This window comes from Streptomyces sp. NPDC039480, assembly GCF_055597165.1.
This window is the reverse complement of sequence record NZ_JBVITX010000002.1, coordinates 236,861-260,927: the sequence shown is the minus strand read 5'-3', so window position 1 is coordinate 260,927 and position 24,067 is coordinate 236,861. Positions and strand designations below refer to the sequence as shown.

The window sequence follows — 24,067 nt, the reverse complement described above, 5'->3', positions numbered from 1 at the left end:
GAGACTAGGACGCGGGTTAGCACTCGGTCAAGCGGAGTGCCAATCGGCTGCGCGCCGGGCGTCAGCGGAGTGGGGTGTGAGGCACCCCTTCGGGGCAACGGGTCGCGGTTGTCTGGGGTTCCCTGTCGGCGACAGGTGGGCGCCTCGGTTCCTCGTGCTCGGCACAGCGGATGGGGCGCGGCTCACCCGTGGCTGTGGGCTTGCGCGAAGGGAGCTTCTCCGCTGCCTTTCTGCCCAGGCGCTCGATCGGGTCCACCGAGTCCGCGCAGCCTGTGAGGAGTGCGGGCGCGAGTGTTCCGTACAGGAGGGCCGCGGCGAGGATGCGGCGGCGCGCTCGCGCCCGCGGGGTCACAGGTAGTCCTCCAGCCTCGCCACCGCGTACCCCCTGGCGGTGACCGTCTTCATGACGCGGCGGACCATGTCGGGCATGGTGCCCTTCCAGTCCTCACGCCCCCGGAAGTGCGTGAGGATGATGTCGCCGGGGTGCAGGTCCTTGTCCCACTCGCGCCACTCCATGCGGTCGGCGAAGGCCTCCGAAGCCCAGAGGGGCACCGCCTTGATCCCGCAGGCCTTGGCGGCGCGCAGGGTGTCCTCGTTGTAGTTGCCGTACGGCGGGCGGAAGAGCTCGGGGCGTTTGCCGTAGCGCTTCTGGATGACGTCCTGCATGCCGCAGATCTCGCGGCGCTGCCCCTCGTACGAAAGTCCGGGCATGTAGCGGTGGTTGAGGGTGTGGTTGTTCAGGACGACACCGCGGGACTGCATCTTCTTGAAGTAGGCGTAGTCCTCCTTGACGAGGTAGTCGCTGAGGAACGCGGTGTACGGGATGCGCAGGTCGCTCATCATCCTCAGCAGCGCGGGGTCCTTCTCGGCGCCGTCGTCGATGGTCAGGAAGACGACCTTCTTCTTGGTGGGGATGGTCGTGAAGACCGGCGGCAGGCCCTTCTGCTCCGTGACCTCGAAGCCCTTGCGGGTGGTGAGCCGCGGCTTGGTCCTGGGCGGCGCGGGTGCCGCCAGCGGGGTCCTGGCCAGGCCCCAGCGCTTGGCCGCCGCGGCCCGTGCCACCTGGACCGCGGCGAGTTTCCTGGCGTAGGAGTCGAGGGCGCGGGCGGGTGGGGCGTTGAGCGGCTGCTGGCCGTGGGCCGGTGTCGCGCCGTCGGATCCGTCTCCGGAGACGCAGCCCGATGCGATCGCCGCGACGGACAGGGCGGCCACCAGGACACGCACCTGATTCTTCCGTCTTCTGGCGGATTCTTCCTTTTGTCGTACTAGTTGCATGGCGCCGGATCCTCGCAGCTCAAGGCCGTAGCGAGGGCCCGACACCGCCACCGGCCGCGCACCATCCACCGACTGGCCCACAATGGGGCAGGTGAACGACCCGAACACGCCGAGCGGCCACGAGACCGACCTCGGCGACCCCCTCGCCGCCTTCGCCGCCCTGCGCACCGACGAGGGCCTGGCCCTGCTCGACGAGGTGCGGGACGTCGAGCCCGCGCAGGAGCTCGCCGCCGCCACCCGGCTGCGCCGCACGCACCCGGCGCTCCTGGTCTCCGCCGCCATCGCGCAGGCACGGCTGCGCCGCCGGGCCGAAGCGAAGTTCGGCGCCGAGGACGCGGCCCGGATGTTCTTCACGCCGAACGGCGTCGAGCAGTCCACGCGCGCCTCCGTCGCCGCCCACCGCGCCACGAGCTTCCGGGACCTGGGCGTCCGTTCACTGGCCGACCTCTGCTGCGGCATCGGCGGCGACGCCATCGCTCTCGCGCGGGCCGGGATCTCCGTGCTCGCCGTCGACCGCGACCCCCTGACCTGCGCCGCGGCCCGCGCCAACGCCGAGGTCCTCGGTCTCGCCGACCTCATCGAGGTCCGGGAGGCGGATGTCACCGAGGTGGACACCTCCGCGTACGACGCCGTCTTCGTCGACCCGGCACGGCGGGGCGGGCGCGGCCGGATCTTCGACCCCGAGGCCTACTCCCCGCCCCTGTCCTGGGCGATCGGCGCCGCGCTCAAGGCCCCGCTCGCCGCGCTGAAGATCGCGCCCGGCATCCCGCACGAGGCGATCCCCGCCGAGGCCGGCGCCGAGTGGATCTCGGACGGCGGCGACGTGAAGGAGGCCGTGCTGTGGTTCGGCACGGACACCCCCGCCTCGCACCGCGCGACGCTCCTGCCAGGCGACGCCTCCCTGTGGACCACGCTCGCCGCGATGCTGCCGGACCCCGAGGTGCGTCCGGTCGGGCGTTACCTGTACGAGCCCGACGGCGCCGTCATCCGCGCCCACCTGGTCGCCGAGGTCGCCGCGCGGGTCGAGGGCGGGCTCATCGACGAGACCATTGCGTACGTCACTTCCGACGCCCGGCACGACACCCCGTACGCCACCGCGTACGAGATCACCGACCAGCTGCCCTTCAACGTGAAGAAGCTGAAGGCGCTGCTGCGGGAGCGCGGGGTCGGCATCCTCACCGTCAAGAAGCGCGGTTCCGCCGTCGAGCCGGAGGAGCTGCGGCGCAAGGTGAAGCCGCAGGGGAAGAACGCGGCGACCGTCTTCCTGACCCGCGTCGCGGGCGCCCCGACCATGCTGATCGGCCACCCGGTGGCCCGGTGACCCGGTGACCTGAGGGCCGTGGCGTCCTAACAGCCGGCCGCCCGTTCCAGCAGCAGCTCCCGCTCCCGCATGTTGCGGGCCAGCGACGCCGCGCGCTCGAACTCCGCGCGGGCCTCCGCCCGCCGGCCGAGCCGTGCCAGGAGGTCACCGCGCACGCTGGGCAGCAAGTGGTAGTCGCGCAGCGCGGACTCGGCGGCGAGCGCGTCGACCAGGACGAGGCCGGCCTCCGTGCCCTGGGCCATCGCGACCGCGACCGCCCGGTTCAGCTCGACCACCGGGGACGGGGCGCGGGCGGCGAGCAGGCCGTAGAGGACGGCGATCTGCTGCCAGTCGGTGTCCTCGTACGTGTGTGCGTGCGCGTGGCAGGCGGCGATCGCGGCCTGGAGGGCGTACGGGCCGAGGCCCCCGGCGGGCGATGCGGCCATGCTCTGCGCCCGCGCGAGCGCGGCGAAACCGCGCCGGACGAGGAGCTGGTTCCAGCGGGTGCGGTTCTGGTCCTTGAGCAGCACGGGCTCGCCCGACGGGCCCGTGCGCGCCGCCGTGCGCGAGGCCTGGAGCTCCAACAGTGCGGCCAAGCCGTGCACTTCGGACTCCTCGGGCATCAGGGCGGCGAGCACCCGGGCGAGACGCAGCGCGTCCTCGCACAGGGCGGGGCGCAGCAGGTTGTCCCCCGCCGTGGCGGCGTACCCCTCGTTGAAGATCAGGTAGATGACTTCGAGGACCGAGCCGAGGCGGGCTTCGCGGTCCGGGCCGTAGGGGACCTCGAAGTCGATGCCGCCGGCGGCGAGGGCGCGCTTGGCGCGGACGATCCGCTGCGCGACGGTCGACTCGGAGGCGAGGACGGCGCGGGCGATCTCCCCGGTGGTCAGGCCGCCGAGGAGGCGCAGCGTGAGCGCCACGCGGGACTCGGCGGAGAGCACCGGGTGGCAGGCCGTGAAGATGAGGCGCAGCAGGTCGTCGTCGATGGCGTCGGGGTCGGCGGTCTCGTCGACGTGGGGCGCCGTGGTCTCCAGGTCGCGGCCGACCTCCGCGAGCTTCTGGGCGTAGCGCTCACGGCGGCGCACCAAGTCGATGGCGCGGTGCCGGGCGGTGGCCATGAGCCAGGCGCCCGGGTTGTCGGGGACACCCTCCCCGGGCCACCGTTCGAGGGCCGCCACCAGGGCGTCCTGCGCCAGCTCCTCGGCGATGCCGACGTCCCGTACGATCCGCGTGACGCCGGCGATGATGCGCGGCGACTCCATGCGGAAGACGGTCTCGACGACCTGGCGGGGCTGCTCCGGCGGATGGCTCACGGCCATCCATCAGAGCATCCCCGCACGGGACCCGCAAAGGCGCGCGCCGGTCTTCGGCGGCTCTCGGAGCCTGTGGCTCTCAGCCCTCGATCTCCCGGACCTCCGCGGTGATCGTCCAGTGGTCGTCGTGGGTCTTGAGGAACCGTGTGGTCCACTCGACCGCCTCGGCCATGTCCTTGGCCTGGTAGATCAAGTAACCGCCGATGACCTCCTTGGTCTCGGTGAAGGGGCCGTCGGTGGTGGACAGTTCACCCTTGTCCCACGTCACGCGGGTGCCTTCGGAGGTCGGCTTCAGGCCCGCGGTGTCGAGCATCACCCCGGCCTTGGTGATCTCTTCGAGCAGTGCGCCCATGCGCTCCTGCAGCTCGGGGCTCGGGCCGCCCTCGGGGACGTTGTTCTCGTCGATGCGGATCAGCATCAGGTAGCGCGGCATGGTGGTCTCCCATCGGGTGGCGGCGGGGCTTCTCCTCGCCTCTCACCCTTGCGACGAACGGGAGACGCCCGTTTCGACATCGTCGCCGAGATTTTTCGAAGTTTCTTCGTGTGTGTCTGCGCCGGAGGGGGTTTCCGCAGGTCGCAGCGGTGCCGGGGTGGGTGTACGGCGTCCGTGGAGCACCGCCGTCGCGAGGGCGGCCGCCACGAGGAGGGCCGCCGACACGGCGAAGGCGGCCGCGTACCCGTCGGCGAGCGCGCCCGGGTCCCGCTCCGGGCCCGTGGTGTGCGCGGCGACCGTGACGAGGACCGCGAGGCCCAGCGAGCCGCCGAGCTGGCGCGAGCTGTTGAGCAGGCCGGCGGCCATGCCGGTCTCCGCGGGGTCGACGCCGCTGGTCGCCGCTGTGCCCAGCGGCACGAAGCACATGCCGATGCCGACGCTCGCGACGAGTGAGGGGCCGAGGACGGAGCTCAGGAACGTGCTGCCCGCCTCGACCGTCAGTGCGAACCAGCCGGATCCGGCGGCTCCGAGCAGCCCGCCCGTCACGAGCAGCGCCCGCTCGCCGAGACGCCCCACGGTCCTGGTCGCGACCGTCGACCCGGCCACTACGCCCGCGCAGAACGGCAGGAACGCGGCGCCGGCCGCCGTCGGCCCGTACCCCATCACCTGCTGGAGGTGGAGCGAGGTGAAGTAGAAGGCGGCGAACTGCCCGGAGGACATCAGCAGTGCGAAGACGTTCGCGGAGAGCACGGGGCGGTGTGCCGGGCCGAGCAGGCCGAGCCGCAGCAGGGGCTCCCGCTTGCGGGCCTCGACGGCGACGAAGGCCCCGAGCAGCGCGGCCGCCGTGCCGAGGGTGCCCAGCGTGACGCCTGAGCCCCACGCATACGTGTCCGTGCGCACGAGGCCGAGTACGAGCACCGTCATGCCCGCCGTGACGAGCAGGGCGCCCGTGACGTCGAGGCGGGGCGCGGGCCCGGTGCGGCGGTCGGCGGGTACGCCGTGGCGGGCGGCGAGGAGCGCGGCGAGCACGACGGGGACATTGACGAGCATCACGGAACGCCAGCCGACCCAATCCGTGAGCACACCCCCCGCCATGATCCCGACCGCGCCGCCGAGCGCGCCGGAGACGCCCCAGAGACCGAGCGCCCGGGACCGCACGGGCCCCGCCGCGTAGTTGACGGTGATCAGGGCGAGGGCGACGGGAGCGAGTGCCGCCGCGCCCGCGCCCTGGACCGCCCGCGCGGCGATGAGCTGCCCCGGCGCGAGGGCGAGCCCGCCCGCGAGGCTCGCCGCACCGAAGAGCGCGAAGCCCCAGAGAAGGGTCCGCCGCCGCCCGACCAGATCGGCGAGGCGCCCCCCGAGCATGAGCAGACCGCCGAAGGCGAGCGCATAGGCATTGACGACCCAGAGCAGCGAGTCCGGGGCGAAGCCGAGGTCGTCGCCCATATCGGGCAGAGCGATGTTGACGACAGACATGTCGAGGGAGACGAGGAACTGCACGGCAAGCAACACCGGCAGCAGCCAACGCCCTTGCGAAGCATTCGAGTTCACCTTGGTCACCATGCCAACGGACATTACTATACGCGTATAGAAACTCCGCAAGCCCTGCGCGGGCAGGAGGCCCGCCAGGCACGACAATGGGCGAGTGGCAACAGAGAGAAACCTGGACGGGACAGCGGGAGAGACGGGCGGGGGGCCGGTTGGCGAGACGGGCGACGCCCCCGGCGCCGGCCTGGGCGGCCGACGGAGAAGCGGGCCCAGCGGCGGGCCGGGCGGCCAACTGGGGGGCGAGCGGGACGGCCAGCCGGGAGGCGGGCTCAGCGGCACGCCGAGGGGTGAGAGGGGCGGCGGGACGGGAGGCGCGCCCAGCAGCGAGACGACCGGCCGACCGGGAGGCGCGCCCAGCAGCGTGCCGAGCGGCGAGACGGCCGGCGGACCCAGCGGCATGACGGCCGATGGGCCCAGCAGCAAGACGGGCAGCGAGGCAGTCGGGCCGAGCGGCGGGCCGGTCGGCGGGCCCAGCAGCGAGACGACCGGCCGACCGGGAGGCGCGCCCAGCAGCGGGCCGAGCGGCGAGACGGCCGGCGAACCCAGCGGCAAGACGACCGACGGGCCCAGCAGCAAGACGGGCAGCGAGGCAGTCGGGCCGAGCGGCGGGCCCAGCGACGAACCGAGCAGTGGGCCCAGCGGCGAGGCACGCGGCGAACCGAGCAGCAGGCCGGTCGGCGGACCCAACAGCAAGCCGGCCGGCCGGCCGGGCGGCACGCCCAGCGGTACGCCGAGGGGCGGCGAGGCAGTAGTCGGCGGGCCCAACGGCGAGACGGCCAGCCCGTCCGGCGACGAACCGAGCAGCGGATCGGGCAGCCAACCGAGCGGCAAGGGAGTCAGCGGGCCCAGCGGCAAGAGGGGCGGCGAGACGGCCGACGAACCGAGCAGCCAGACAGCCAGCGAGGCAATCGGCGAACCGAGCAGCGGGCCGGGCAGCGAGCCCGGCAGCGGGGTAGTCGGCGGAGCCAGCGGCGAGACGAGCAGCGGACCCAGCGACGAACCGAGCAGCAGGCCAGTCGGCGGGCCAAGCGGCAGGCTGGTCGGCAGGCCCAGCGGCGAGACGGCCGGCAAGGCAGGCCGCAGGCCGAGCGGCCGGGCAGGCGGCAGGCCCAGCGGCGAGGCAGACGGCCAGCCGGGAGGCGCGCCCAGCGGTGCGACGGGCGACGCAGCCAGCGGCGAGGCGAGCGGTGCAGCCGGTGACGAGGGAGGCGCGCCCAGCAGCGAGGCGGGCGGCTCAGGCGGCCGCGAGGGAGGCGGTGCGGCCGATGGTGCGCCCAGTGGTGGGGGGAAGAAGCGGCGGGTGGGGCGGCCTCGGCGGATTGGGGTGGAGACTGTCGTCGAGGCCGCTCGGCGGATTCTGGCCGCGGAGGGCGTCGCCGCCCTGAGCATGCGTCGGGTCGCCAAGGAGGTCGGGACGACTCCGATGGCGCTCTACCACCATGTGCGCGACAAGGACGAGCTCCTGATGCTCACGCTCTCCGGGACGGCCGCCGCGCTCCCCCGCCCCGACCTGCCCACCGACCCGCGCGCCCGCCTCCTCGCCGTCTCCCTCCACATGCACGGCACGCTGGCGCAGATGCCCTGGGTGGTGGAGGTGCTGAGTCTCGGGGACCTCACCGACAAGGGTGCTCTCTGGATGGTCGAGGAGATCGTCGGCGCGGGCATCGACTGCGGGCTCACCCCGGAGGATGCCGTCCGGGCGTACCGGACCATCTGGCACTGCGTCTACGGAGACCTCGTGTTCCGCCACGCGATGGCACGCCGCGCCGAGGACCCGGGCCGCAAGCGCCACTTCCCCGACATGCTCACGGACGTGGACCCCACCGAGCTCCCCCACCTCGCGGCACTCGCCGATCGCTGGCCCGAGCTGACCGAGGACTACGACGTGGCACAGCAACTGGACGCGGTGATCGACGGGTTGCTGGGCCGAGCGAAACGCCCCGGGTGACCGGAAAGGGTGTGCGACGCTCCCCCGCATGCCCTTCGACCACAACGACCACTACCACCGGCTGCTCCTGAGGAACCTGAGGAATCTACAGAGCTTGGGGGGTCTGTCGCCGGGAAGCCGTACCGCCCTCGACATCGGCTGCGGCACCGGCCGCTTCGCCCGCCGTCTCGCGGCCCACGGCTACGCGGTCGACGCGCTCGACCCCTCGGCGGAGGTCATCGCCGCAGCCGAAATGCTCGGCGGCGGCCCCCGCTTCCGGCAGGCGGACGTGACCGAGGAGGCGCTGCCCGAAGGCCACTACGACGCCATCACCTGCCTGGCGAGCCTGCACCACATGCCGTTCGCCACGGTCACGCGCCTGCGCGACGCCCTCGCCCCGGGCGGCACCCTGCTCGTCCTCGGCTGCTACGCCGGGACGACCTGGTGGGACCTCGCCGCGTCCCCCGCCAACGCGGTGGCCCGGGCGACGGTGTACGCGGCGGAGCGGCTGCGCGGCACGTACGAGCCGCCGCTCAAGGCCCCCGTACGGCAGCCCGACATGCGGCTTTCCGAGATCCGCGCCGAAGCCGCCCGCCTCCTGCCCGGCAGCAGCGTGCGCCAACTGCTCTTCTGGCGCTACCTGCTGACGTACCGAAAGCCGATGCACCGAAAGCCGATGCGCCGGAAGCCGATGCACCGAAAGCCCGTCGAGGAGGCCTAGCCCTCCTCCTCGACCGACTCGAAGCGCCACCGGTGCACCGCCCGCGTCACCAGGTCCTCGCCGGGCTCTGGCAGTTCGGGCAGTTCGGTGTCGAGCGTCGCGTCCCACCAGGTGATGACGAGCACCCGGTCCTGCGGCGCCCGGAACGTCTCGCGGCGGAGCGGGGTGCCGGCGAGCTCCTGGGCCCTCGCCCACGCGAGCAGTTCCGCTCCCCGCCCCTCGACAGCCCGGGCCTCCCACATCAGGGCGACGCTCACGAGTACAGGTTCTCCTTGCTGACCTCGTGCACGTGGTCGTGCGTATGCGTGTGGCCCGGCACGTGCGGCTCGGTCACCGGGAGCGACGAGTCCGCCGAGAGGTCCCAGGACGAGGCCGCCCGGTTGCGGGCCACCATCTCGGCGCCGAGGGCCGCGACCATCGCGCCGTTGTCCGTGCACAGCTTCGGGCGCGGCACGCGCAGCCGGATGCCGGCCTTCTCGCACCGCTCCTGCGCCAGCGCCCGCAGCCGCGAGTTGGCGGCCACGCCACCGCCGATCATGAGGTGGTCGACACCTTCGTCCTTGCAGGCCCGAACAGCCTTACGAGTCAGCACGTCGACGACGGCCTCCTGGAAGGACGCCGACACGTCCCGCACCGGCACCTCCTCGCCCGCGGCCCGCTTCGCCTCGATCCAGCGGGCGACGGACGTCTTCAGACCGGAGAAGGAGAAGTCGTAGGCCGGGTCGCGCGGGCCGGTCAGACCGCGCGGGAAGGCGATCGCCGCCGGGTCGCCCTCGCGGGCGTAGCGGTCGATGACGGGGCCGCCGGGGAAGCCGAGGTTCAGCACCCGCGCGATCTTGTCGAAGGCCTCGCCCGCCGCGTCGTCGATGGTCGAGCCGAGCGGCCGCACGTCCGAGGTGATGTCGGTGGACAGCAGCAGCGACGAGTGGCCGCCGGACACCAGGAGCGCCATCGTCGGCTCGGGCAGCGGCCCGTGCTCCAGCTGGTCCACACAGATGTGCGAGGCCAGGTGGTTGACGCCGTAGAGCGGCTTGCCGAGGGCGTACGCGTACGCCTTGGCGGCGGAGACGCCGACGAGCAGCGCGCCCGCGAGGCCGGGGCCCGCGGTCACCGCGATGCCGTCGAGGTCCTTCGCGCTCACGCCCGCTTCCTTCAGCGCGCGTTCGATGGTGGGCACCATCGCTTCGAGGTGGGCGCGGGAGGCCACTTCGGGCACGACGCCGCCGAAGCGCGCGTGCTCGTCGACGCTGGAGGCGACGGCGTCCGCGAGCAGCGTGGTGCCGCGGACGATGCCGACGCCGGTCTCGTCGCAGGAGGTCTCGATGCCGAGGACGAGGGGTTCGTCGCGCGAGTCAGCCATGAATCTCGGTTCCTTGTACGCCTGATACGGGGGTGGAGGGATCGGTGCGGCGCATGACCAGGGCGTCCACGTTGCCGGGCTGGTAGTAGCCGCGCCGGAAGCCGATGGGCTCGAAGCCGAAGCGCTCGTACAGCTTCTGCGCCCGGGTGTTGTCGACCCGCACTTCCAGCATCACTTCGGAGCACTCGAAGGCGGTCGCGGCCTGGAGCAGGTCGGTGAGGAGCCGGGCGCCGAGCCCGGTGCCCCAGTGGTCGCGGGCGACGGCGATGGTCTGGACGTCGGCGAGGTCTCCCGACGCGGCGAGCCCCGCGTAACCGACGAGGCGGTCGCCGTCCATGGCGACCACGTAGCGGCGGGTGGCGAGGGGTCCGCGCGCGTGGGCGAGCTCGGACCAGAACATCCCGCGCGACCAGGCGTCGTCCGGGAAGAGCTCCTTCTCCAGGACGAACACCGCGTCGATGTCCCACCAGCGCATCTCACGCAGCGCGGCGGACTCGGTCACCTGCGTCGCCGGGGTCACTTGGGGGTGACCACCTTGTAGTTCTTGGGCACCTGCGCGTCGGGCCTGCGCAGGTACAGCGGCCGCGGCTCCAGGAGCTCCTCGCCCGCGGCCAGCTTCTCGGCGGCCAGCGACGCGAGGGCACCCGCCGACACGTGCTCGGGGGCGCGCGCGTCGGGGAACGTGTCGGGGTAGAGGAGCGCGCCCGCGCCGACGGCGGGCAGGCCCTCGACCTCGGCGGCGATGTCGGCGGGCCGGTCGACGGCGGCGTCACTCGCACGAGTGCGTACGTCGTCGTAGCGGGCCCAGTAGACCTCCTTGCGCCGGGCGTCGGTGGCCACCACGAAGGGGCCGCTTTCGATCCCGGAGGCGTACGCGAGGCCGTCCAGCGTGCACACGCCGTGCACGGGGACGCCGAGCGCGAGGCCGAACGTGTCGGCGGTCATCAGGCCGACGCGGAGGCCGGTGTAGGGGCCGGGGCCGACACCGACGACGATGCCGGTCACGGCGTCGAGGCCGAGGCCTGCGTCGGCGAGCACGCGGTCGACGGCCGGAAGGAGCAGTTCTCCATGGCGCCGGGCGTCGACCTGGCTCGACTCCGCGATGACGGAGGAGCCGTCGTGGAGGGCGACGGTGACGGCGGGCGTTGCGGTATCCAGAGCGAGCAAGAGCACGCGAACAGCCTACGGCTCCGACGCCCGGCGCACGGCCGACCCGGGATGCGGGGCGCCTGCTGCTACCGTCACTCCGTAGCCGTACGCAGTACGAAGAGGTGGGTGGCGCAAGGTGTCAAGGAGCAGCTCGGGATTCGTGGCCGGGCTCACCGCCGCTGCGCTCGCCGCGGTCGGCTTCCTCGCCTACCAGGCCTCGGCCAACGCCCCCGACAGCATGGGCAAGCCCGACGCGTCCCCCTCGGCCTCGGCCTCCCGCTCCCCCAAGGACAAGAAGAACCCCGCGGTGCTGCCCGCGCAGTCCGGCACCGGCGAGCGGGTCGTGTACTCCCTGGAGGACGACCGGGTCTGGCTCGTCGAGGCGTCCGGCAAGGTGAAGCTCACCTTCGAGGTGACCCCGGGCACGGTCGACCCGGCCCCGGGCACGTACGCCGTCACCTCCCGCACCGGTCGTGTCACCGGTACGGACGGCGTGCCGATCGAGCACGTCGTGATCTTCACGAGCAGCCAGGGCGTCGCGGTCGGCTTCAGCGCGGCCGTCGACGGCTCGACGCCGAAGCCGGACCCGTCGAAGAAGACGGGCGGCATCCGCGAGTCGCGTGCCCACGGCAACGCGATGTGGGAGTTCGCGCTGCGCGAGAAGAAGGTCGTCGTCGTTCCCTGATCAGCCGCTGACGGTGATCGGCGGGGCTCGCGATCAGTGAGCCGGACGCCGCCGTTCCGCGCGGACGCCCCCGACCGGTTCCGGGTCGCGCGGAGGCGTGGAGACGGCGCTCGCGGCGGCGCACGACGCGAGCAGGTCGCTCATCGAGGGATTCGACAGGTGCGAGGGGTGCACGCCGGCCGCTGGTCCCGGCAGCCTGGTCCCGCGCGGCTGAGCGTGTGCGTCATGTTCTGAAGCCGACATGGATGCCTCCTGGGGGCTCCGGGGCAGACGAAGTTAGGTAGACCTAACTAGCTCCGGTATCCATGTGACCACGCCCGACGCACGCAGCGCAACATTTTGCCGACGTCTTGTCGGAACGTTCGGTCGAACGTACGAGAAAGCCCCGGGCGACAGGCCCGGGGCTGAGGGGTTCAGTGGGGGTCAGGCGCCCAGGGACGCCAGGTCCGCGTCCGCCCACCGCCCGCCGAGTCCGGTGAGCGTCACCTCGCGCCCGTCGTCCGTCGTGTCGCCCACCGCACGGTCGATCACGACGTGCAGCCGGTCCTCCGACAGCTCCTCCACCTTGCCGTCGCCCCACTCCACGACGATCACCGATTCGGGCAGGGAGACGTCGAGGTCCAGGTCCTCCATCTCGTCGAGCCCGCCGCCCAGGCGGTACGCGTCGACGTGCACCAGCGCGGGACCCTCGCCGAGCGGCGGGTGCACGCGGGCGATGACGAAGGTCGGGGAGGTGACGGCGCCGCGCACGCCGAGGCCCTCACCGAGGCCGCGGGTCAGCGTGGTCTTGCCGGCGCCGAGCTCGCCGGTGAGCATGACGAGGTCGCCGGGGCGCAGGAGTTTGGCCAGGCGGCGACCCAACTCGCCCATCTGTTCGGGGGAGTTGACGGAGATCTTGAGAGTGGCGGCGGGGGCCTGGTGGTGCGGTGCTTCCATACCGCCCACGGTAGCGGCTGGAACCCATCCCGCTCAGCCGCCGTCGGCACCGGGACCGCCCCTCCTCCGCGCTCAGCCGCCGTCCGCCGGGCCCGCCCCCGGAACCGGCCGCGCGCTCAGCCCCCGTCGGCCAGGCCCGCCTCCGGAACCGCCCCCGCCCGCACCAGCAGATCCGCGAGGCGGTCCATGACCACCTCCGGGTGCTCCAGCATGACCAGGTGCCCGGCGTCCGGGACGAGGACCAGCTCGGCGTCCGGCAGCCGCTGCGCGATCGCCTCGCTGTGCTCGCTCGGCGTGACCAGGTCCTTGTCCCCGGCGAGCACGAGCACCGGCAGCTCGGCGAAGTGCTTGAGCGCCTCCGCCTTGTCGTGCTCGGCGAACGCCGGATAGAACTCCGCGACCACGTCGATCGGCGTCGACTCGATCATCCGCTCGGCGAACCGCGCGATGGCCGGGTCCACGTCCCTGCGCGAGAACGAATAGCGCTTGATGACCCCCGCGAACAGATCCGCGGTGGCCCGCCGCCCCCGCTCCACGAGCTCGGCCTGCGACCCCATCGCCCGCAGCAGTCCGGGCAGCACCCGCCGCACCGCGTTCATCCCGGCCACCGGTAGCCCGAAGTTCACCTGACCGAGCTGCCCCGACGACGTACCGACCAGGGCGACACCCACCACGCGCTCGCGGATCAGCTCCGGGAACTGGTCGGCGAACGCCATGGTCGTCATGCCGCCCATGGAGTGCCCGACGAGGACGAGCGGCCCCTCGGGCGCCGCCGCGTCGATGACGGCCTTCAGGTCGCGGCCGAGCTGGTCGATGGAGACCGGCACGCCGTGCTCGAGCTGGTCGACGCCGCGCCCCGACCTGGCGTGGCTGCGCTGGTCCCAGTAGACGGCGCGGACGACGCCGCGCAGGGCGGCCCGCTGGAAGTGCCAGGAGTCCTGGTTCAGGCAGTAGCCGTGGCTGAAGACGACGGTGACGGGCGCGGGCGCCCGGCGGCCGAAGAGCCTGCGCCGCCGCGGGTCCTCGCCGCCGTCGTCCTCGACCTCCTCGACCTCGTACGAAAGCTCCGTGCCGTCGTCCGCGTACGCCGTGCCGGGCATGCCGCGCAGCGAGCCGTACGGCCCCGCAGCGTCGAGCGCGAGGCGTGCCTTCTTGCGCATGCCGCGGCCCACGGTCAGGCGCTCTATGGCCACACCGGCCGCCGCGCCCGCGGCGATCACGCCTATCGCGGCGCCCGCCACCCCGGCCCGGCGCCAGTTCCCGGCCGCGGCGGCGACCTCCGTCACCGCTTCCGCCGCGGCCGCCCCCGTGCTGCTCTCGCTCACGTGCCGCTCCTCGTTCAGTTCCCGGTGTCGTCAGGCCGCTCGTTCAGGAGGACGCGCGGGACGCGCGATCCGATGCGGGTGACGATCTCGTACGCGATGGTGCCGGCGGCCTGCGCCCAGTCCTCGGCGGTCGGCTCGCCCCGGTCGCCGGGCCCGAACAGCACCGCCTCCGCGCCCACTTCGGGCTCGTCCCCGCCGAGGTCCACCACGAACTGGTCCATCGCGATCCGGCCCGCGGCCGTCCGCAGCTTCCCGCCGACGAGCACCGGGCCCGTGCCGGAGGCGTGCCGCGGGATTCCGTCGCCGTAACCCGCGGGGACGAGGCCGAGGGTCGTCTCGCCGGGGGTGACGTAGTGATGGCCGTAGCTCACGCCGTGGCCGGCCGGGGCGTGCTTCACATGGGCGAGCGAGGCGGAGAGCGTCATGACGGGCCGCAGCCCGAAGTCCTCGGGGGTGCCGACCTCGGGGCTCGGCGAGATGCCGTACATCGCGATGCCGGGCCGGACGAGATCGAAGTGCGTCTCCGGAAGCGTCAGCGTCCCCGGCGAGTTGGCGATGTGCCGCACCTCGGGCCGTATTCCCATCTCCTCGGCCTGCGCCACCATCTCGCGGAAGACCGTGAGCTGGCCGGCGATCGACGGGTGCCCCGGCTCGTCGGCGCACGCGAAGTGCGACCAGAGGCCGGTGACCCGGACCAGCCCCTCGGCCTCGGCGCGCAGGGCCTGCTCGACGAGCTCGGGCCAGTCGGCCGGCATGCAGCCGTTCCGCCCGAGGCCCGTGTCGGCCTTCAGCTGGATACGGGCGGTCCGCCCCGCCGCACGGGCGGCGGCCGTCACCTCGTCCAGCGCCCACAGGGCGCTCACCGACATGTCCAGGTCGGCCTCGACGCCCTCGTGCCACGGGCCGCCCGGCGTCCACAGCCAGCACATGATCCGCCCCGGCAGGCCCGCGGCACGCAGCGCGAGGGCCTCCTCGGGCGTCGCGGTGCCGATCCAGGTGGCGCCCGCCTGGCGGGCTGCCTTGGCGCAGGGCACCATTCCGTGGCCGTACGCGTCGGCCTTCACCACGGCCATGAACGCGGCGCCCGGCGCGTGGGCGCGCAGCGCGCGCACGTTGGCGCGGAGGGCGGCGAGGTCGATCTCGGCGCGGACGCGGAAAGGGGCTGTCTCGTTCATCGCGGACAAGTGTCTCAGAGCCCGCCGACAGCCCCCGCTGCCACCGGTTGGGAACGCCTCGCACCAGCAGGCCCGCCCCACCCTGGAGCGGCGCGGCTACGCCCTCCTGACCTCCCGCCACACGGCGGGGACCGCCTCGGCCACGTCCTGCGCCGACACCGGAGCGCCGTCCGCCGCGTGCCGCCCGGCGAGGCCGTGCAGATACGCGCCGACGGACCCCGCGTCCCGCGCGTCGAGCCCCGCCGCCAGCAGGGACCCGGCGAGCCCGGACAGCACATCGCCGCTGCCCGCGGTGGCGAGCCAGGCCGTCCCGGTCGGATTGACCCGCACGGCCCCTGTCGCCGAGGCGACCAAGGTCGTGGACCCCTTCAACAGCACCGTCGCCCCGTACCGCCGCGCCAGCTCCCGTACGGCGGAGAGCCGCCCCGCCTCGACCTCCTCGCGGGCGACACCGAGCAGGGCGGCGGCCTCCCCCGCGTGCGGCGTGAGCAGCGTGGGAGCAGCGCGCTCCCGCACCTCCCGCTCCCCGGCGAGCCGCAGCCCGTCGGCGTCGATCAGCACCGGCACGTCGGCGGCCAGGACCTCCCCCAGCCGCTCCCCGTCGTCCCCGAGCCCGGGCCCCACGACCCACGCCTGCACGCGCCCGGCCTTCGACGGCGGCCCGGTGGACACCAGGGTCTCGGGGAACCGCGCGATGACGGCGTCGGCCGCCGGCCCCACGTACCGCACGGCACCCGCGCCCCCGCGCAACGCCCCCGCCACGGCGAGCACCGCGGCCCCCGGATACCGGGCGGACCCGGCGACGATCCCCACCACACCCCGCCGGTACTTGTCGCTCTCCCCGCCGGGCACGGGCAGCAGCCGGGCGACATCCGCGAACTGGAGAGCCTCCAACTCCGCCTCGTCCACGCCCAGTCCGAGCCCGATGTCCACGAGCCGCACGGCACCGGCGTACTCCCGTCCGGGATCGACCAGCAGCCCCGGCTTGTACGCCCCGAAGGTCACCGTCACATCGGCCCGCACCGCATCCCCGCGCACCTCGCCGGTATCGGCGTCCACCCCGCTGGGCACATCGACGGCGACGACCAGCGCGTCCCCGGCGGCCGCGACGAGCGCCGCGGCACGCTCCCGCAGCCCGCCCCGCCCGCCGATCCCCACGATCCCGTCGACCACGAGCCGCGCCCCGCGCACCAGCCCCTCGGCCCGCGGGTCGTCCGCCCCCACCGCCGAGCCACCGGCCCCGCGCAGAGCGGCGAGCCCACCGGCATGGGCCCGCTCCGGAGCGAGCAGCACGGCACTGACCCCGGCTCCCCGCCGCGCCAGCCTGGCCCCGGCGTACAGGGCGTCGCCGCCGTTGTCCCCGCTGCCCACCAGCAGCGTGACTCTCGTCCCGTACACCTTGCCGAGCAGCTGCGCGCACTCGGCGGCGAGCCCCGCCGCCGCACGCTGCATCAGTACACCTTCGGGCCCCCGCGCCATGACCACGCGCTCGCCCGCCCGGACCCTCTCCACGCCATACGCAGTACGCATCCCCCCAGTCTCCCCCGCGCGGAGCCTTTGGGGCCTGTCCTAGCCCTCCGCCACCACCACCGCGGAGGCGACCCCCGCGTCATGGCTGAGCGACACGTGCCACGACCGGACCCCCAGCGCGGAAGCCCGCTCGGCCACCGTCCCGCGCACCCGCACCCGCGGCTGTCCGCTCTCCTCCACATACACCTCGGCGTCCGTCCACCGGAGCCCGGCCGGCGCCCCCAGCGCCTTCGCCAGCGCCTCCTTCGCCGCGAACCGCGCCGCCAGCGAAGCGATCCCCCGCCGCTCGCCGCCCGGCAGCAGCAACTCGCTCTCCACGAACAGCCGATCGGCCATCCCGGGCGTCCGCTCCAGCGCCGCCCCGAACCGCTCGATCTCCGCCACGTCAATGCCAACCCCGATAATCACCGGCTCAGCCTGACACAGCTCCCCGGCCCCCCGGCGCGGCCCGGGTGACGTACCCCACCCCCCACCCACCACCCCATCCCGTTCAACCAGCCGTAACAATGGACCGTGATCTCTTCGGTCTCTGTGCCCCCGACGGCACCGCGGAGCGCCCACCGGCACAGGCCGGAGGCGACTCCCTACCTCGACCTCACCCGCACCGAGTGGAGCGCGCTTCGCGAGAAGACGCCCCTCCCCCTCACCGCGGAGGAGCTGGAACGGCTCCGCGGCCTCGGCGACGTCATCGACCTGGACGAGGTCCGTGACATCTACCTCCCGCTCTCCCGCCTCCTGAACCTCTACGTGGGCGCGACGGACGGCCTGCGCGGCGCCCTCAACACGTTCCTGGGCGAGAAGGGGTCCCAGTCCGGCACCCCCTTCGTCATAGGAGTCGCCGGTTCCGTCGCGGTCGGCAAGTCCACCGTCGCCCGCCTCCTCCAGGCCCTGCTCTCCCGCTGGCCGGAGCACCCCCGCGTGGAGCGGGTCACGACGGACGGCTTCCTGCTGCCCACCAAGGAGCTGGAGGCCCGCGGCCTGATGTCCCGCAAGGGCTTCCCGGAGTCGTACGACCGGCGCGCCCTCACCCGTTTCGTCGCGGACATCAAGGCCGGCAAGGACGAGGTGACGGCCCCCGTCTACTCGCACCTGATCTACGACATCGTGCCGGACCGGCGCCTCACGGTCCGCCGCCCGGACATCCTCATCGTCGAGGGCCTGAACGTGCTTCAGCCCGCGCTTCCCGGCAAGGACGGCCGCACCCGCGTGGGCCTCGCGGACTACTTCGACTTCAGCGTGTACGTCGACGCCCGCGCCGACGACATCGAGCGCTGGTACCTGAACCGCTTCAAGAAGCTGCGCCAGACGGCGTTCCAGGACCCGTCCTCGTACTTCCGCAAGTACACCCAGGTGTCGGAGGAGGAGGCCCTCGAGTACGCCCGCACGACCTGGCGCACGATCAACAAGCTCAACCTCGTCGAGAACGTGGCACCGACCCGCAGCCGCGCCACGCTCGTCGTCCGCAAGGGCCCGGACCACAAGGTCCAGCGCCTGAGCCTGCGCAAGCTCTGAGAAGCCCCGCTAACCTGCGCACATGCTGCACCTGCGCCTGATCACACCCCCGGACAGAACCGACGACGTGGTCCACCTGATCGAGCGAACGGTCGGCACCACCCACCTCGCGGTACTCACGGGCGCCGCCCGCAACCCGGCGGGCGACGTCGTCATGTGCGACGTGGCCCGTGAGGCGGGCGACGAGCTGATCGGCGGTCTGCGCGCGCTCGGCATCGACGAGTCGGGGTCGATCGCCGTGGAGAACATCGACCTGTCGCTCTCGCGGCGCGCGGACAGGGCGGAGGACGACGCGCCGGGCGAGGCGGCCGACGCGGTCCTCTGGGAGCAGCTGGCCGACGCGACCCACGAGGAGTCGACACTCTCGGCCACGTACGTCACGTTCATCACGCTCGCCACGATGATCGCGGCCTGCGGCGTGGTCCTCGACAACGCGATCCTGATCGTGGGCGCGATGGCGGTGGGCCCGGAGTTCGGCCCGCTGGCCGGGGTCTGCACGGCCGTCGCCCAGCGCACGCCCCGTCTCGCCCTGCGCTCCCTGGTCGCCCTGCTCGTGGGCTTCGCGGCGGCGATGGTGGTGACGGTGGGGTTCAGCTACTTCATGGACGCGATGGACCTGTTCACGCACGACGCGCTGGAGTCGGAGCGCCCGAACACGAACTTCATCTACCGCCCCGACTGGTTCTCGTTCGTGGTCGCGGTGCTCGCGGGCGCGGCGGGCATGCTCTCGCTCACCTCGGCGAAGTCGGGCGCCCTGGTCGGCGTGGCGATCTCCGTCACGACGGTCCCCGCGGCGGCGAACGCGGCGGTCGCCTTCAGCTACGCCGAGTACAAGCAGGCGTGGGGCTCCACCGAGCAGCTTCTCCTGAACCTGCTCGGCATCGTCCTCGCCGGCACGCTCACGCTGCTGATCCAGAAATCCCTCTGGGCCGTACAGCGCGAGCGCACCGCGAAGTCACCGCAGGCCTAGCCGAGCGCCGACTTCACCACGTCGGCGAGCCGTCCCGCGACGGACCGGGCCTGCTCGATGTCGGCGGCCTCCACCATGACCCGCACCAGCGGCTCGGTGCCGGAGGGGCGCAGCAGCACCCGTCCCGTGGAGCCCAGCTCGCGCTCGGCCTCGGTGACGGCGGTGGAGAGCTCCGCGGAGGTCTTCACGCGCGACTTGTCGACGTCCGGCACATTGATCAGGACCTGCGGGAGCCGCTCCATGACGCTCGCCAGGTCCGCGAGGGACCGGCCCGTCTCGGCGACCCGGGCCGCGAGCAGCAGCCCGGTCAGCGTGCCGTCGCCGGTGGTGGCGTGGTCCAGGACGATGACGTGTCCCGACTGCTCGCCGCCGAGGGCGAAGCCGTGCTCCTTCATCGCCTCCAGGACATACCGGTCGCCGACGGCGGTCTGCACCAGGGAGAGCCCCTGGCCCTCCATGGCGAGCTTGAAGCCGAGGTTGGACATGACCGTGGCGACAACGGTGTCGTGACGCAGCGTGCCGTGCTCCCGCATGGCGAGGGCCAGCACGGCGAGGATCTGGTCGCCGTCGACCTCGGCACCCGTGTGGTCCACGGCGAGGCAGCGGTCGGCGTCCCCGTCGTGCGCGACGCCGAAGTCGGCCTTGTGCTCGACGACGGCGGCCTTGAGCAGGTCGAGGTGGGTGGATCCGCACCCGTCGTTGATGTTCAGGCCGTCGGGCTGGGCGCCGATCGTGATGACCTCGGCACCGGCGCGGGCGAAGGCCTCGGGCGAGACGCGGGCGGCGGCGCCGTGCGCCTCGTCGAGGACGATCTTCAGTCCGTCGAGGCGGTTGGGGAGGACGCCGATGAGGTGGGCGACGTACTGGTCGAGTCCCTGGTCGTACGCCTTGACGCGGCCGACGGCGGCGCCGGTGGGCCGCTGCCGGGGGGCGCCGGTGCGGCTCACGAACTGCTGGTCGTACTCGGCCTCGATGCGGTCCTCCAGCTCGTCGGCGAGCTTGTGGCCGCCGCGGGCGAAGAACTTGATGCCGTTGTCGGGCATGGCGTTGTGGCTGGCGGAGAGCATCACGCCGAGGTCGGCGCCCAGCGCACCGGTGAGATGCGCCACCGCGGGGGTGGGCAGCACACCGACGCGCAGGACGTCCACACCCGCGCTCGCGAGGCCCGCGACCACGGCGGCCTCCAGGAACTCCCCGGACGCGCGCGGGTCACGCCCGACCACCGCCACCGGGCGATGGCCTTCAAAGGTGCCCGCCTCGGCCAGTACGTGCGCCGCCGCCACGGAGAGTCCGAGCGCGAGCTCGGCCGTCAGATCCGCGTTGGCGACACCGCGCACGCCGTCCGTGCCGAAGAGTCGTCCCACTGCTGTCCTCCGAACGTTCCAGAAAAACGAATTGCCTCAGGGGTTCCTGAATAGACGAACGCCCCGGCAGCACGGTGAGTGCCGCCGGGGCGAACGAGAAGTACGAGCAGGCAGCGATTAGCGCTTGCTGTACTGCGGAGCCTTGCGGGCCTTCTTGAGACCGGCCTTCTTGCGCTCGACCGCACGGTCGTCACGCTTCAGGTAACCGGCCTTCTTGAGGGCGCCGCGGTTGTTCTCGACGTCGGCCTCGTTCAGCGCACGGGCGACACCGAGACGGAGCGCACCGGCCTGACCGGAGACGCCGCCACCCGAGATGCGGGCGATGACGTCGTAGCGGCCGTCGAGCTCGAGCACCTTGAAGGGCTCGTTGACTTCCTGCTGGTGGACCTTGTTCGGGAAGTAGTCCTCGAGCGTGCGCCCGTTGACCTTCCACTTGCCGGTGCCCGGGACGATCCGGACGCGGGCGATGGCGTTCTTGCGACGGCCCAGGCCGGCGGCCGGCTGGGGGTCGCCGAAGCGCGCGGCGTTCGACTCCGAGGTGTACTCGCCCTCGACGGGCGCCTCGGACTCGGTGGTGTACTGCTCTACGTCGACACCCTCGGTCTCTTCGACCGGCTGCTCAACGGTGGTCTCGGCCACGATTCTCCTCAGATTTCTTTACGTCTTAGGGGGTGGCCGGAACTACTGCGCGACCTGGGTGATCTCGAACGGGACCGGCTGCTGAGCGCCGTGCGGGTGCTGGTCGCCCGCGTAGACCTTCAGCTTCGAGAGCATCTGACGGCCCAGGGTGTTCTTGGGGAGCATGCCCTTGACGGCCTTCTCGACAGCCTTCTCGGGGCTCTTCTCGAGGAGCTCGTCGTAACGGACGGAACGCAGACCACCCGGGTAACCGGAGTGGCGGTACGCCATCTTCTGGGTCTTCTTGTTGCCGGAGAGGTGCACCTTCTCCGCGTTGATGATGATGACGAAGTCACCGGTGTCAACGTGGGGGGCGTAGATCGGCTTGTGCTTGCCACGCAGGAGGGTGGCAGCGGTGGTCGCCAGACGACCGAGGACGATGTCCCGGGCGTCGATGACGTGCCACTGGCGGGTCACATCGCCGGGCTTGGGGCTGTACGTACGCACTTAGTAGCCTTCGCTTCTTCAGTGGATGGGGTCCAGACACACGGCACCCAGGAAGCGATCATGCAGCTGGGGCTCACAATGCCGGGGACGCTGCCCGTATGCGAGCCACTGGTAACTGCTCCAGGGAACCTACGTAAGGGCCCTTTCGCGTGAGATCGAGGACACCAATACGTATCAATCCCCGAGAGTACCCGCGCCGCCCCGTACCGGTCAAAACGCGGCTCTGAAGACCGGCACCGGCGACTCACACACCACGGACAGGTCTGCACTCATCAGGGTAACGGCCCGCCCGCCCCACCCCGCACCGACCGCACAGCGCCCCCGCCGTACACGCCCATGCCCCCGCCACACACGCCCACCCGACCGAGCCCGCGAGCAGGCACAGCGTCACCGCGTCCTTGAAGGCCCGCCGCGTCCCCGGTTCGAGCCACGGCCACGCGAAGCCCGGCACCTGCGGCACCAGCGCCACCCAGAACCACGGGCTCCGCGCCGCCGCCCCCGGCGTCAGCACCCCCGCGAGCAGCAGCGGAACCACGACGAGGAGGTAGTGGTCGTACGACGGACGGGAGACGAGAAAGGCCGAGAGCATCAGCATCACGGCGCATTCCACCGCCCTCGCCGGCCCCTCGTCCCCCCGTCGCCACCGCCGCCAGGCACACCACACCCCGGCCGTCGCCGCACACACGGCCAGCAGCGTGGCGCCCGACTGCGGCACCCCGACCCGCGCGAGCACCGCGGACGGCGACGCCTCATAGAGACGTACGAAGGTGTCCTCTCCCCGCAGCAGGAAGGGCAGCGTCCGCGTGAAGAACCCGGCGGGGTCCGGCATGACGAGCGCGGCGGCCGCCGACACCAGGGCGGGCACGCCCACCGCGACCCCCAGCGCCCGCCACCGGCGTGCCAGGACGAAGAGCAGCACGACGGGCGCGAGCAGCGGCTTCACGGCGACGGCGGCGCCCACGACGAGCCCGGCCGCGACCCACCGGCCGCGGCACACGAGCAGCAGGGCGAGCGGCAGCGCGGCGACGGAGCCCACCGTCCAGTTGCCGAGCTGGACGAGGTGCCCGAAGGGCGCGAAGCCGAGCGCGAGCCCGAGCAGGCCGTACGCCGCGAACCGGCTGCGCCACGGCACCCCGTGCACGCGCAGGGCGCACGCCCACCCGACGACGAGCCCGGCGGTCACCCCCGCGGGCACCAGGAACCGCACGACGTCCACGGGCAGCAGCGCCTGCGGCACCGCCGCGAGCACGGCACCCGGGAGATAGAGGAAGTGCGGGTCGGCGTAGGGCGACCGGCCGTCCAGCCACGCCTCGGCGGCCCGCACCACGATGTCGTTGTCCATGCCGCCGTCCGGCACCCGCAGCCCCACCCGGACCACCGCGGCGACGAGCACCACCCCGAGCACCCACCGGACGTGCCACTCGGCCGGCCGCAACAACCACCCACTAACCGCCGTTTTGCCCGTGTTCATACGCCTCAGGCTAGGGCTCGGAGCCCACGCAACCCCCGCTCAACATCCCTGAAAGCACGTCTAAGATGCGCCCCATGAGCTTTGGGCAAGGGGGACCTCAGTGGGGTCCGGGCGGAACGGGCGGACCCGGTGGCGGACCCGCGCCCGACTGGGCGGCGCTCGCCGAGGCCGCCGAGGCGCGCACCCGCCGCCGGAAGTGGCTGATGATCGGCGGCGGCGCGCTCGCCACGGTCGGCATCGCGGCCGCCGTGGCCATCACGGTCGTCTCCGCGAACAGCGACGAACCCTCCGCGTCGAACAAACCCGCGAGCGAACTGCCGACGGCCGCGGACATCCCCGGCGCGAGCACCGACTCAGGCCCGACCTTCGACGCGACCACCCCGCCGCCCCCGCCGGACCCCAAGGACTTCATCTCCAGCGCCAGGAAGGACAAGGCGCCCCTCACTCCCGAGGGCCTCTTCCCCGGCAAGTCCCTGCGGGCGGGCGAGCGCGTCTACAAGAAGGGCCCGACCAGCTCCACCACCAACTGCGCGTCCGTCACCCAGCCCGCCCTCGGCTCCGTCCTCACCAAGCACGACTGCACGCGCCTGATCCGCGCCAGCTACCTGAGGAACGGCATCGCGGTCACGGTCGGCGTCGCCGTCTTCGACACCGCAGCCGACGCCAAGAAGGTCAAGGACCAGGTGAAGAGCGGCCTCGTCGACTCCCTGTCCGGCAAGGGCGTGCCCGGCTTCTGCCGCACGGGCGTGTGCCGCGGCACCTACAACGCCTACGGCCGCTACGCCTACTTCACCACCACGGGCTACACCAGCGGCAAGAACGTGACGACGTCGGACCGCAAGGCCTACGCCGTCGGCGACGACCTGGCCCGCTTCGCCTTCCACCGCATCAACCAGCGGGGCGAGGCCCAGGCGTCGGCCGCGGCCAACGCCCCGCAGTAGCGCCCGG

The 24,067-nt window shown here is 72.8% G+C and carries 24 protein-coding genes; 7 read left to right on the top strand and 17 right to left on the bottom strand.

What is annotated here, in order from left to right:
* Positions 1–348: 348 nt before the first annotated feature.
* Positions 349–1,275 (bottom strand): polysaccharide deacetylase family protein, encoded by a 927-nt coding sequence (locus tag ACZ56E_RS07220; protein ID WP_471211988.1) that lies wholly within the window; start codon positions 1,273–1,275, stop codon positions 349–351.
* Positions 1,276–1,357: 82 nt separating this feature from the next.
* Between ACZ56E_RS07220 and ACZ56E_RS07215 the strand changes: the two genes are divergently transcribed.
* Positions 1,358–2,596: a THUMP-like domain-containing protein gene (locus ACZ56E_RS07215; protein WP_471211985.1), complete on the top strand. Its 1,239-nt coding sequence runs from the start codon at positions 1,358–1,360 to the stop codon at positions 2,594–2,596.
* A gap of 26 nt (positions 2,597–2,622) precedes the next feature.
* Here the strand turns inward: ACZ56E_RS07215 and ACZ56E_RS07210 are convergent, their stop codons facing one another.
* The 3 genes from ACZ56E_RS07210 to ACZ56E_RS07200 form a co-directional block, all read right to left on the bottom strand.
* A complete protein-coding gene (locus ACZ56E_RS07210; protein ID WP_471211982.1) occupies positions 2,623–3,894 on the bottom strand; it encodes an RNA polymerase sigma factor in 1,272 nt (423 codons plus the stop codon).
* A gap of 73 nt (positions 3,895–3,967) precedes the next feature.
* Entirely contained in the window at positions 3,968–4,321 is a 354-nt protein-coding gene (locus tag ACZ56E_RS07205) for a YciI family protein (RefSeq protein WP_471211980.1), read from the bottom strand.
* 42 nt (positions 4,322–4,363) lie between these two features.
* Positions 4,364–5,884 carry an MFS transporter gene (locus ACZ56E_RS07200; RefSeq protein ID WP_471211978.1) on the bottom strand — a complete coding sequence of 507 codons (1,521 nt, stop codon included), beginning with the start codon at positions 5,882–5,884 and terminating at the stop codon, positions 4,364–4,366.
* A gap of 382 nt (positions 5,885–6,266) precedes the next feature.
* Here ACZ56E_RS07200 and ACZ56E_RS07195 point away from each other — a divergent pair, with 382 nt between their 5' ends.
* Both ACZ56E_RS07195 and ACZ56E_RS07190 read left to right on the top strand, forming a co-directional pair.
* Positions 6,267–7,817, top strand: a complete 1,551-nt coding sequence (locus tag ACZ56E_RS07195; protein ID WP_471211975.1) for a TetR/AcrR family transcriptional regulator — start codon at positions 6,267–6,269, stop codon at positions 7,815–7,817.
* Between the two features lie 28 nt (positions 7,818–7,845).
* Positions 7,846–8,517, top strand: a complete 672-nt coding sequence (locus ACZ56E_RS07190) for a class I SAM-dependent methyltransferase (protein ID WP_471211973.1) — start codon at positions 7,846–7,848, stop codon at positions 8,515–8,517.
* Here the strand turns inward: ACZ56E_RS07190 and ACZ56E_RS07185 are convergent.
* Genes ACZ56E_RS07185 through tsaB form a run of 4 tightly spaced genes read right to left on the bottom strand, consistent with a single transcriptional unit; the run spans position 8,514 to position 11,050 of the window.
* Positions 8,514–8,774: a hypothetical protein gene (locus ACZ56E_RS07185; RefSeq protein ID WP_471211971.1), complete on the bottom strand. Its 261-nt coding sequence runs from the start codon at positions 8,772–8,774 to the stop codon at positions 8,514–8,516. The two genes, ACZ56E_RS07190 and ACZ56E_RS07185, sit on opposite strands and share 4 nt — an antisense overlap.
* Positions 8,771–9,877, bottom strand: a complete 1,107-nt coding sequence (gene tsaD / locus ACZ56E_RS07180) for a tRNA (adenosine(37)-N6)-threonylcarbamoyltransferase complex transferase subunit TsaD (RefSeq protein ID WP_471211970.1) — start codon at positions 9,875–9,877, stop codon at positions 8,771–8,773. Before tsaD ends, ACZ56E_RS07185 begins: the two co-directional genes overlap by 4 nt.
* Positions 9,870–10,352, bottom strand: a complete 483-nt coding sequence (rimI, locus tag ACZ56E_RS07175; protein ID WP_468605035.1) for a ribosomal protein S18-alanine N-acetyltransferase — start codon at positions 10,350–10,352, stop codon at positions 9,870–9,872. Before rimI ends, tsaD begins: the two co-directional genes overlap by 8 nt.
* Before the next feature lie 41 nt (positions 10,353–10,393).
* Positions 10,394–11,050, bottom strand: a complete 657-nt coding sequence (gene tsaB, locus ACZ56E_RS07170; protein ID WP_471211968.1) for a tRNA (adenosine(37)-N6)-threonylcarbamoyltransferase complex dimerization subunit type 1 TsaB — start codon at positions 11,048–11,050, stop codon at positions 10,394–10,396.
* Between the two features lie 112 nt (positions 11,051–11,162).
* Here tsaB and ACZ56E_RS07165 point away from each other — a divergent pair, with 112 nt between their 5' ends.
* Entirely contained in the window at positions 11,163–11,711 is a 549-nt protein-coding gene (locus tag ACZ56E_RS07165) for a hypothetical protein (RefSeq protein ID WP_471211965.1), read from the top strand.
* 423 nt (positions 11,712–12,134) lie between these two features.
* Here ACZ56E_RS07165 and tsaE read toward each other — a convergent pair whose 3' ends face one another.
* The 5 genes from tsaE to ACZ56E_RS07140 all read right to left on the bottom strand — a co-directional run bounded on the left by tsaE (position 12,135) and on the right by ACZ56E_RS07140 (position 17,085).
* Positions 12,135–12,647, bottom strand: coding sequence for a tRNA (adenosine(37)-N6)-threonylcarbamoyltransferase complex ATPase subunit type 1 TsaE (gene tsaE, locus ACZ56E_RS07160; protein WP_468604525.1), 513 nt, complete (start codon positions 12,645–12,647; stop codon positions 12,135–12,137).
* 116 nt (positions 12,648–12,763) lie between these two features.
* A complete protein-coding gene (locus tag ACZ56E_RS07155; RefSeq protein WP_468604523.1) occupies positions 12,764–13,972 on the bottom strand; it encodes an alpha/beta fold hydrolase in 1,209 nt (402 codons plus the stop codon).
* 14 nt (positions 13,973–13,986) lie between these two features.
* Entirely contained in the window at positions 13,987–15,147 is a 1,161-nt protein-coding gene (alr, locus tag ACZ56E_RS07150) for an alanine racemase (protein WP_471211962.1), read from the bottom strand.
* Between the two features lie 96 nt (positions 15,148–15,243).
* Positions 15,244–16,677 (bottom strand): NAD(P)H-hydrate dehydratase, encoded by a 1,434-nt coding sequence (locus ACZ56E_RS07145; RefSeq protein ID WP_471211959.1) that lies wholly within the window; start codon positions 16,675–16,677, stop codon positions 15,244–15,246.
* 39 nt (positions 16,678–16,716) lie between these two features.
* Complete coding sequence (locus ACZ56E_RS07140; RefSeq protein ID WP_398300225.1) at positions 16,717–17,085, bottom strand: holo-ACP synthase; 369 nt, start codon at positions 17,083–17,085, stop codon at positions 16,717–16,719.
* A gap of 105 nt (positions 17,086–17,190) precedes the next feature.
* Here ACZ56E_RS07140 and coaA point away from each other — a divergent pair, with 105 nt between their 5' ends.
* Together coaA and ACZ56E_RS07130 are read left to right on the top strand one after the other, a co-directional pair.
* Positions 17,191–18,189 carry a type I pantothenate kinase gene (gene coaA / locus ACZ56E_RS07135; protein ID WP_468604517.1) on the top strand — a complete coding sequence of 333 codons (999 nt, stop codon included), beginning with the start codon at positions 17,191–17,193 and terminating at the stop codon, positions 18,187–18,189.
* A gap of 22 nt (positions 18,190–18,211) precedes the next feature.
* Positions 18,212–19,159 carry a DUF389 domain-containing protein gene (locus ACZ56E_RS07130; protein ID WP_471211957.1) on the top strand — a complete coding sequence of 316 codons (948 nt, stop codon included), beginning with the start codon at positions 18,212–18,214 and terminating at the stop codon, positions 19,157–19,159.
* Here ACZ56E_RS07130 and glmM read toward each other — a convergent pair.
* The 4 genes from glmM to ACZ56E_RS07110 form a co-directional block, all read right to left on the bottom strand.
* Entirely contained in the window at positions 19,156–20,523 is a 1,368-nt protein-coding gene (gene glmM, locus ACZ56E_RS07125; protein ID WP_468604513.1) for a phosphoglucosamine mutase, read from the bottom strand. The genes ACZ56E_RS07130 and glmM overlap by 4 nt on opposite strands.
* A 117-nt stretch (positions 20,524–20,640) precedes the next feature.
* Positions 20,641–21,162, bottom strand: coding sequence for a 30S ribosomal protein S9 (gene rpsI, locus ACZ56E_RS07120; protein ID WP_150185750.1), 522 nt, complete (start codon positions 21,160–21,162; stop codon positions 20,641–20,643).
* Between the two features lie 42 nt (positions 21,163–21,204).
* Entirely contained in the window at positions 21,205–21,648 is a 444-nt protein-coding gene (rplM, locus tag ACZ56E_RS07115) for a 50S ribosomal protein L13 (RefSeq protein ID WP_030782512.1), read from the bottom strand.
* 244 nt (positions 21,649–21,892) lie between these two features.
* The gene (locus tag ACZ56E_RS07110) at positions 21,893–23,119 is read right to left on the bottom strand and encodes a glycosyltransferase family 87 protein (RefSeq protein WP_471211954.1); all 1,227 of its coding nucleotides are present in this window, start codon (positions 23,117–23,119) and stop codon (positions 21,893–21,895) included.
* A 74-nt stretch (positions 23,120–23,193) separates the two neighbouring features.
* On the opposite strand from ACZ56E_RS07110, the gene ACZ56E_RS07105 reads away from it, so the two are divergent.
* Entirely contained in the window at positions 23,194–24,060 is an 867-nt protein-coding gene (locus tag ACZ56E_RS07105) for a hypothetical protein (protein WP_471211952.1), read from the top strand.
* The last annotated feature ends 7 nt before the right edge of the window (positions 24,061–24,067 follow it).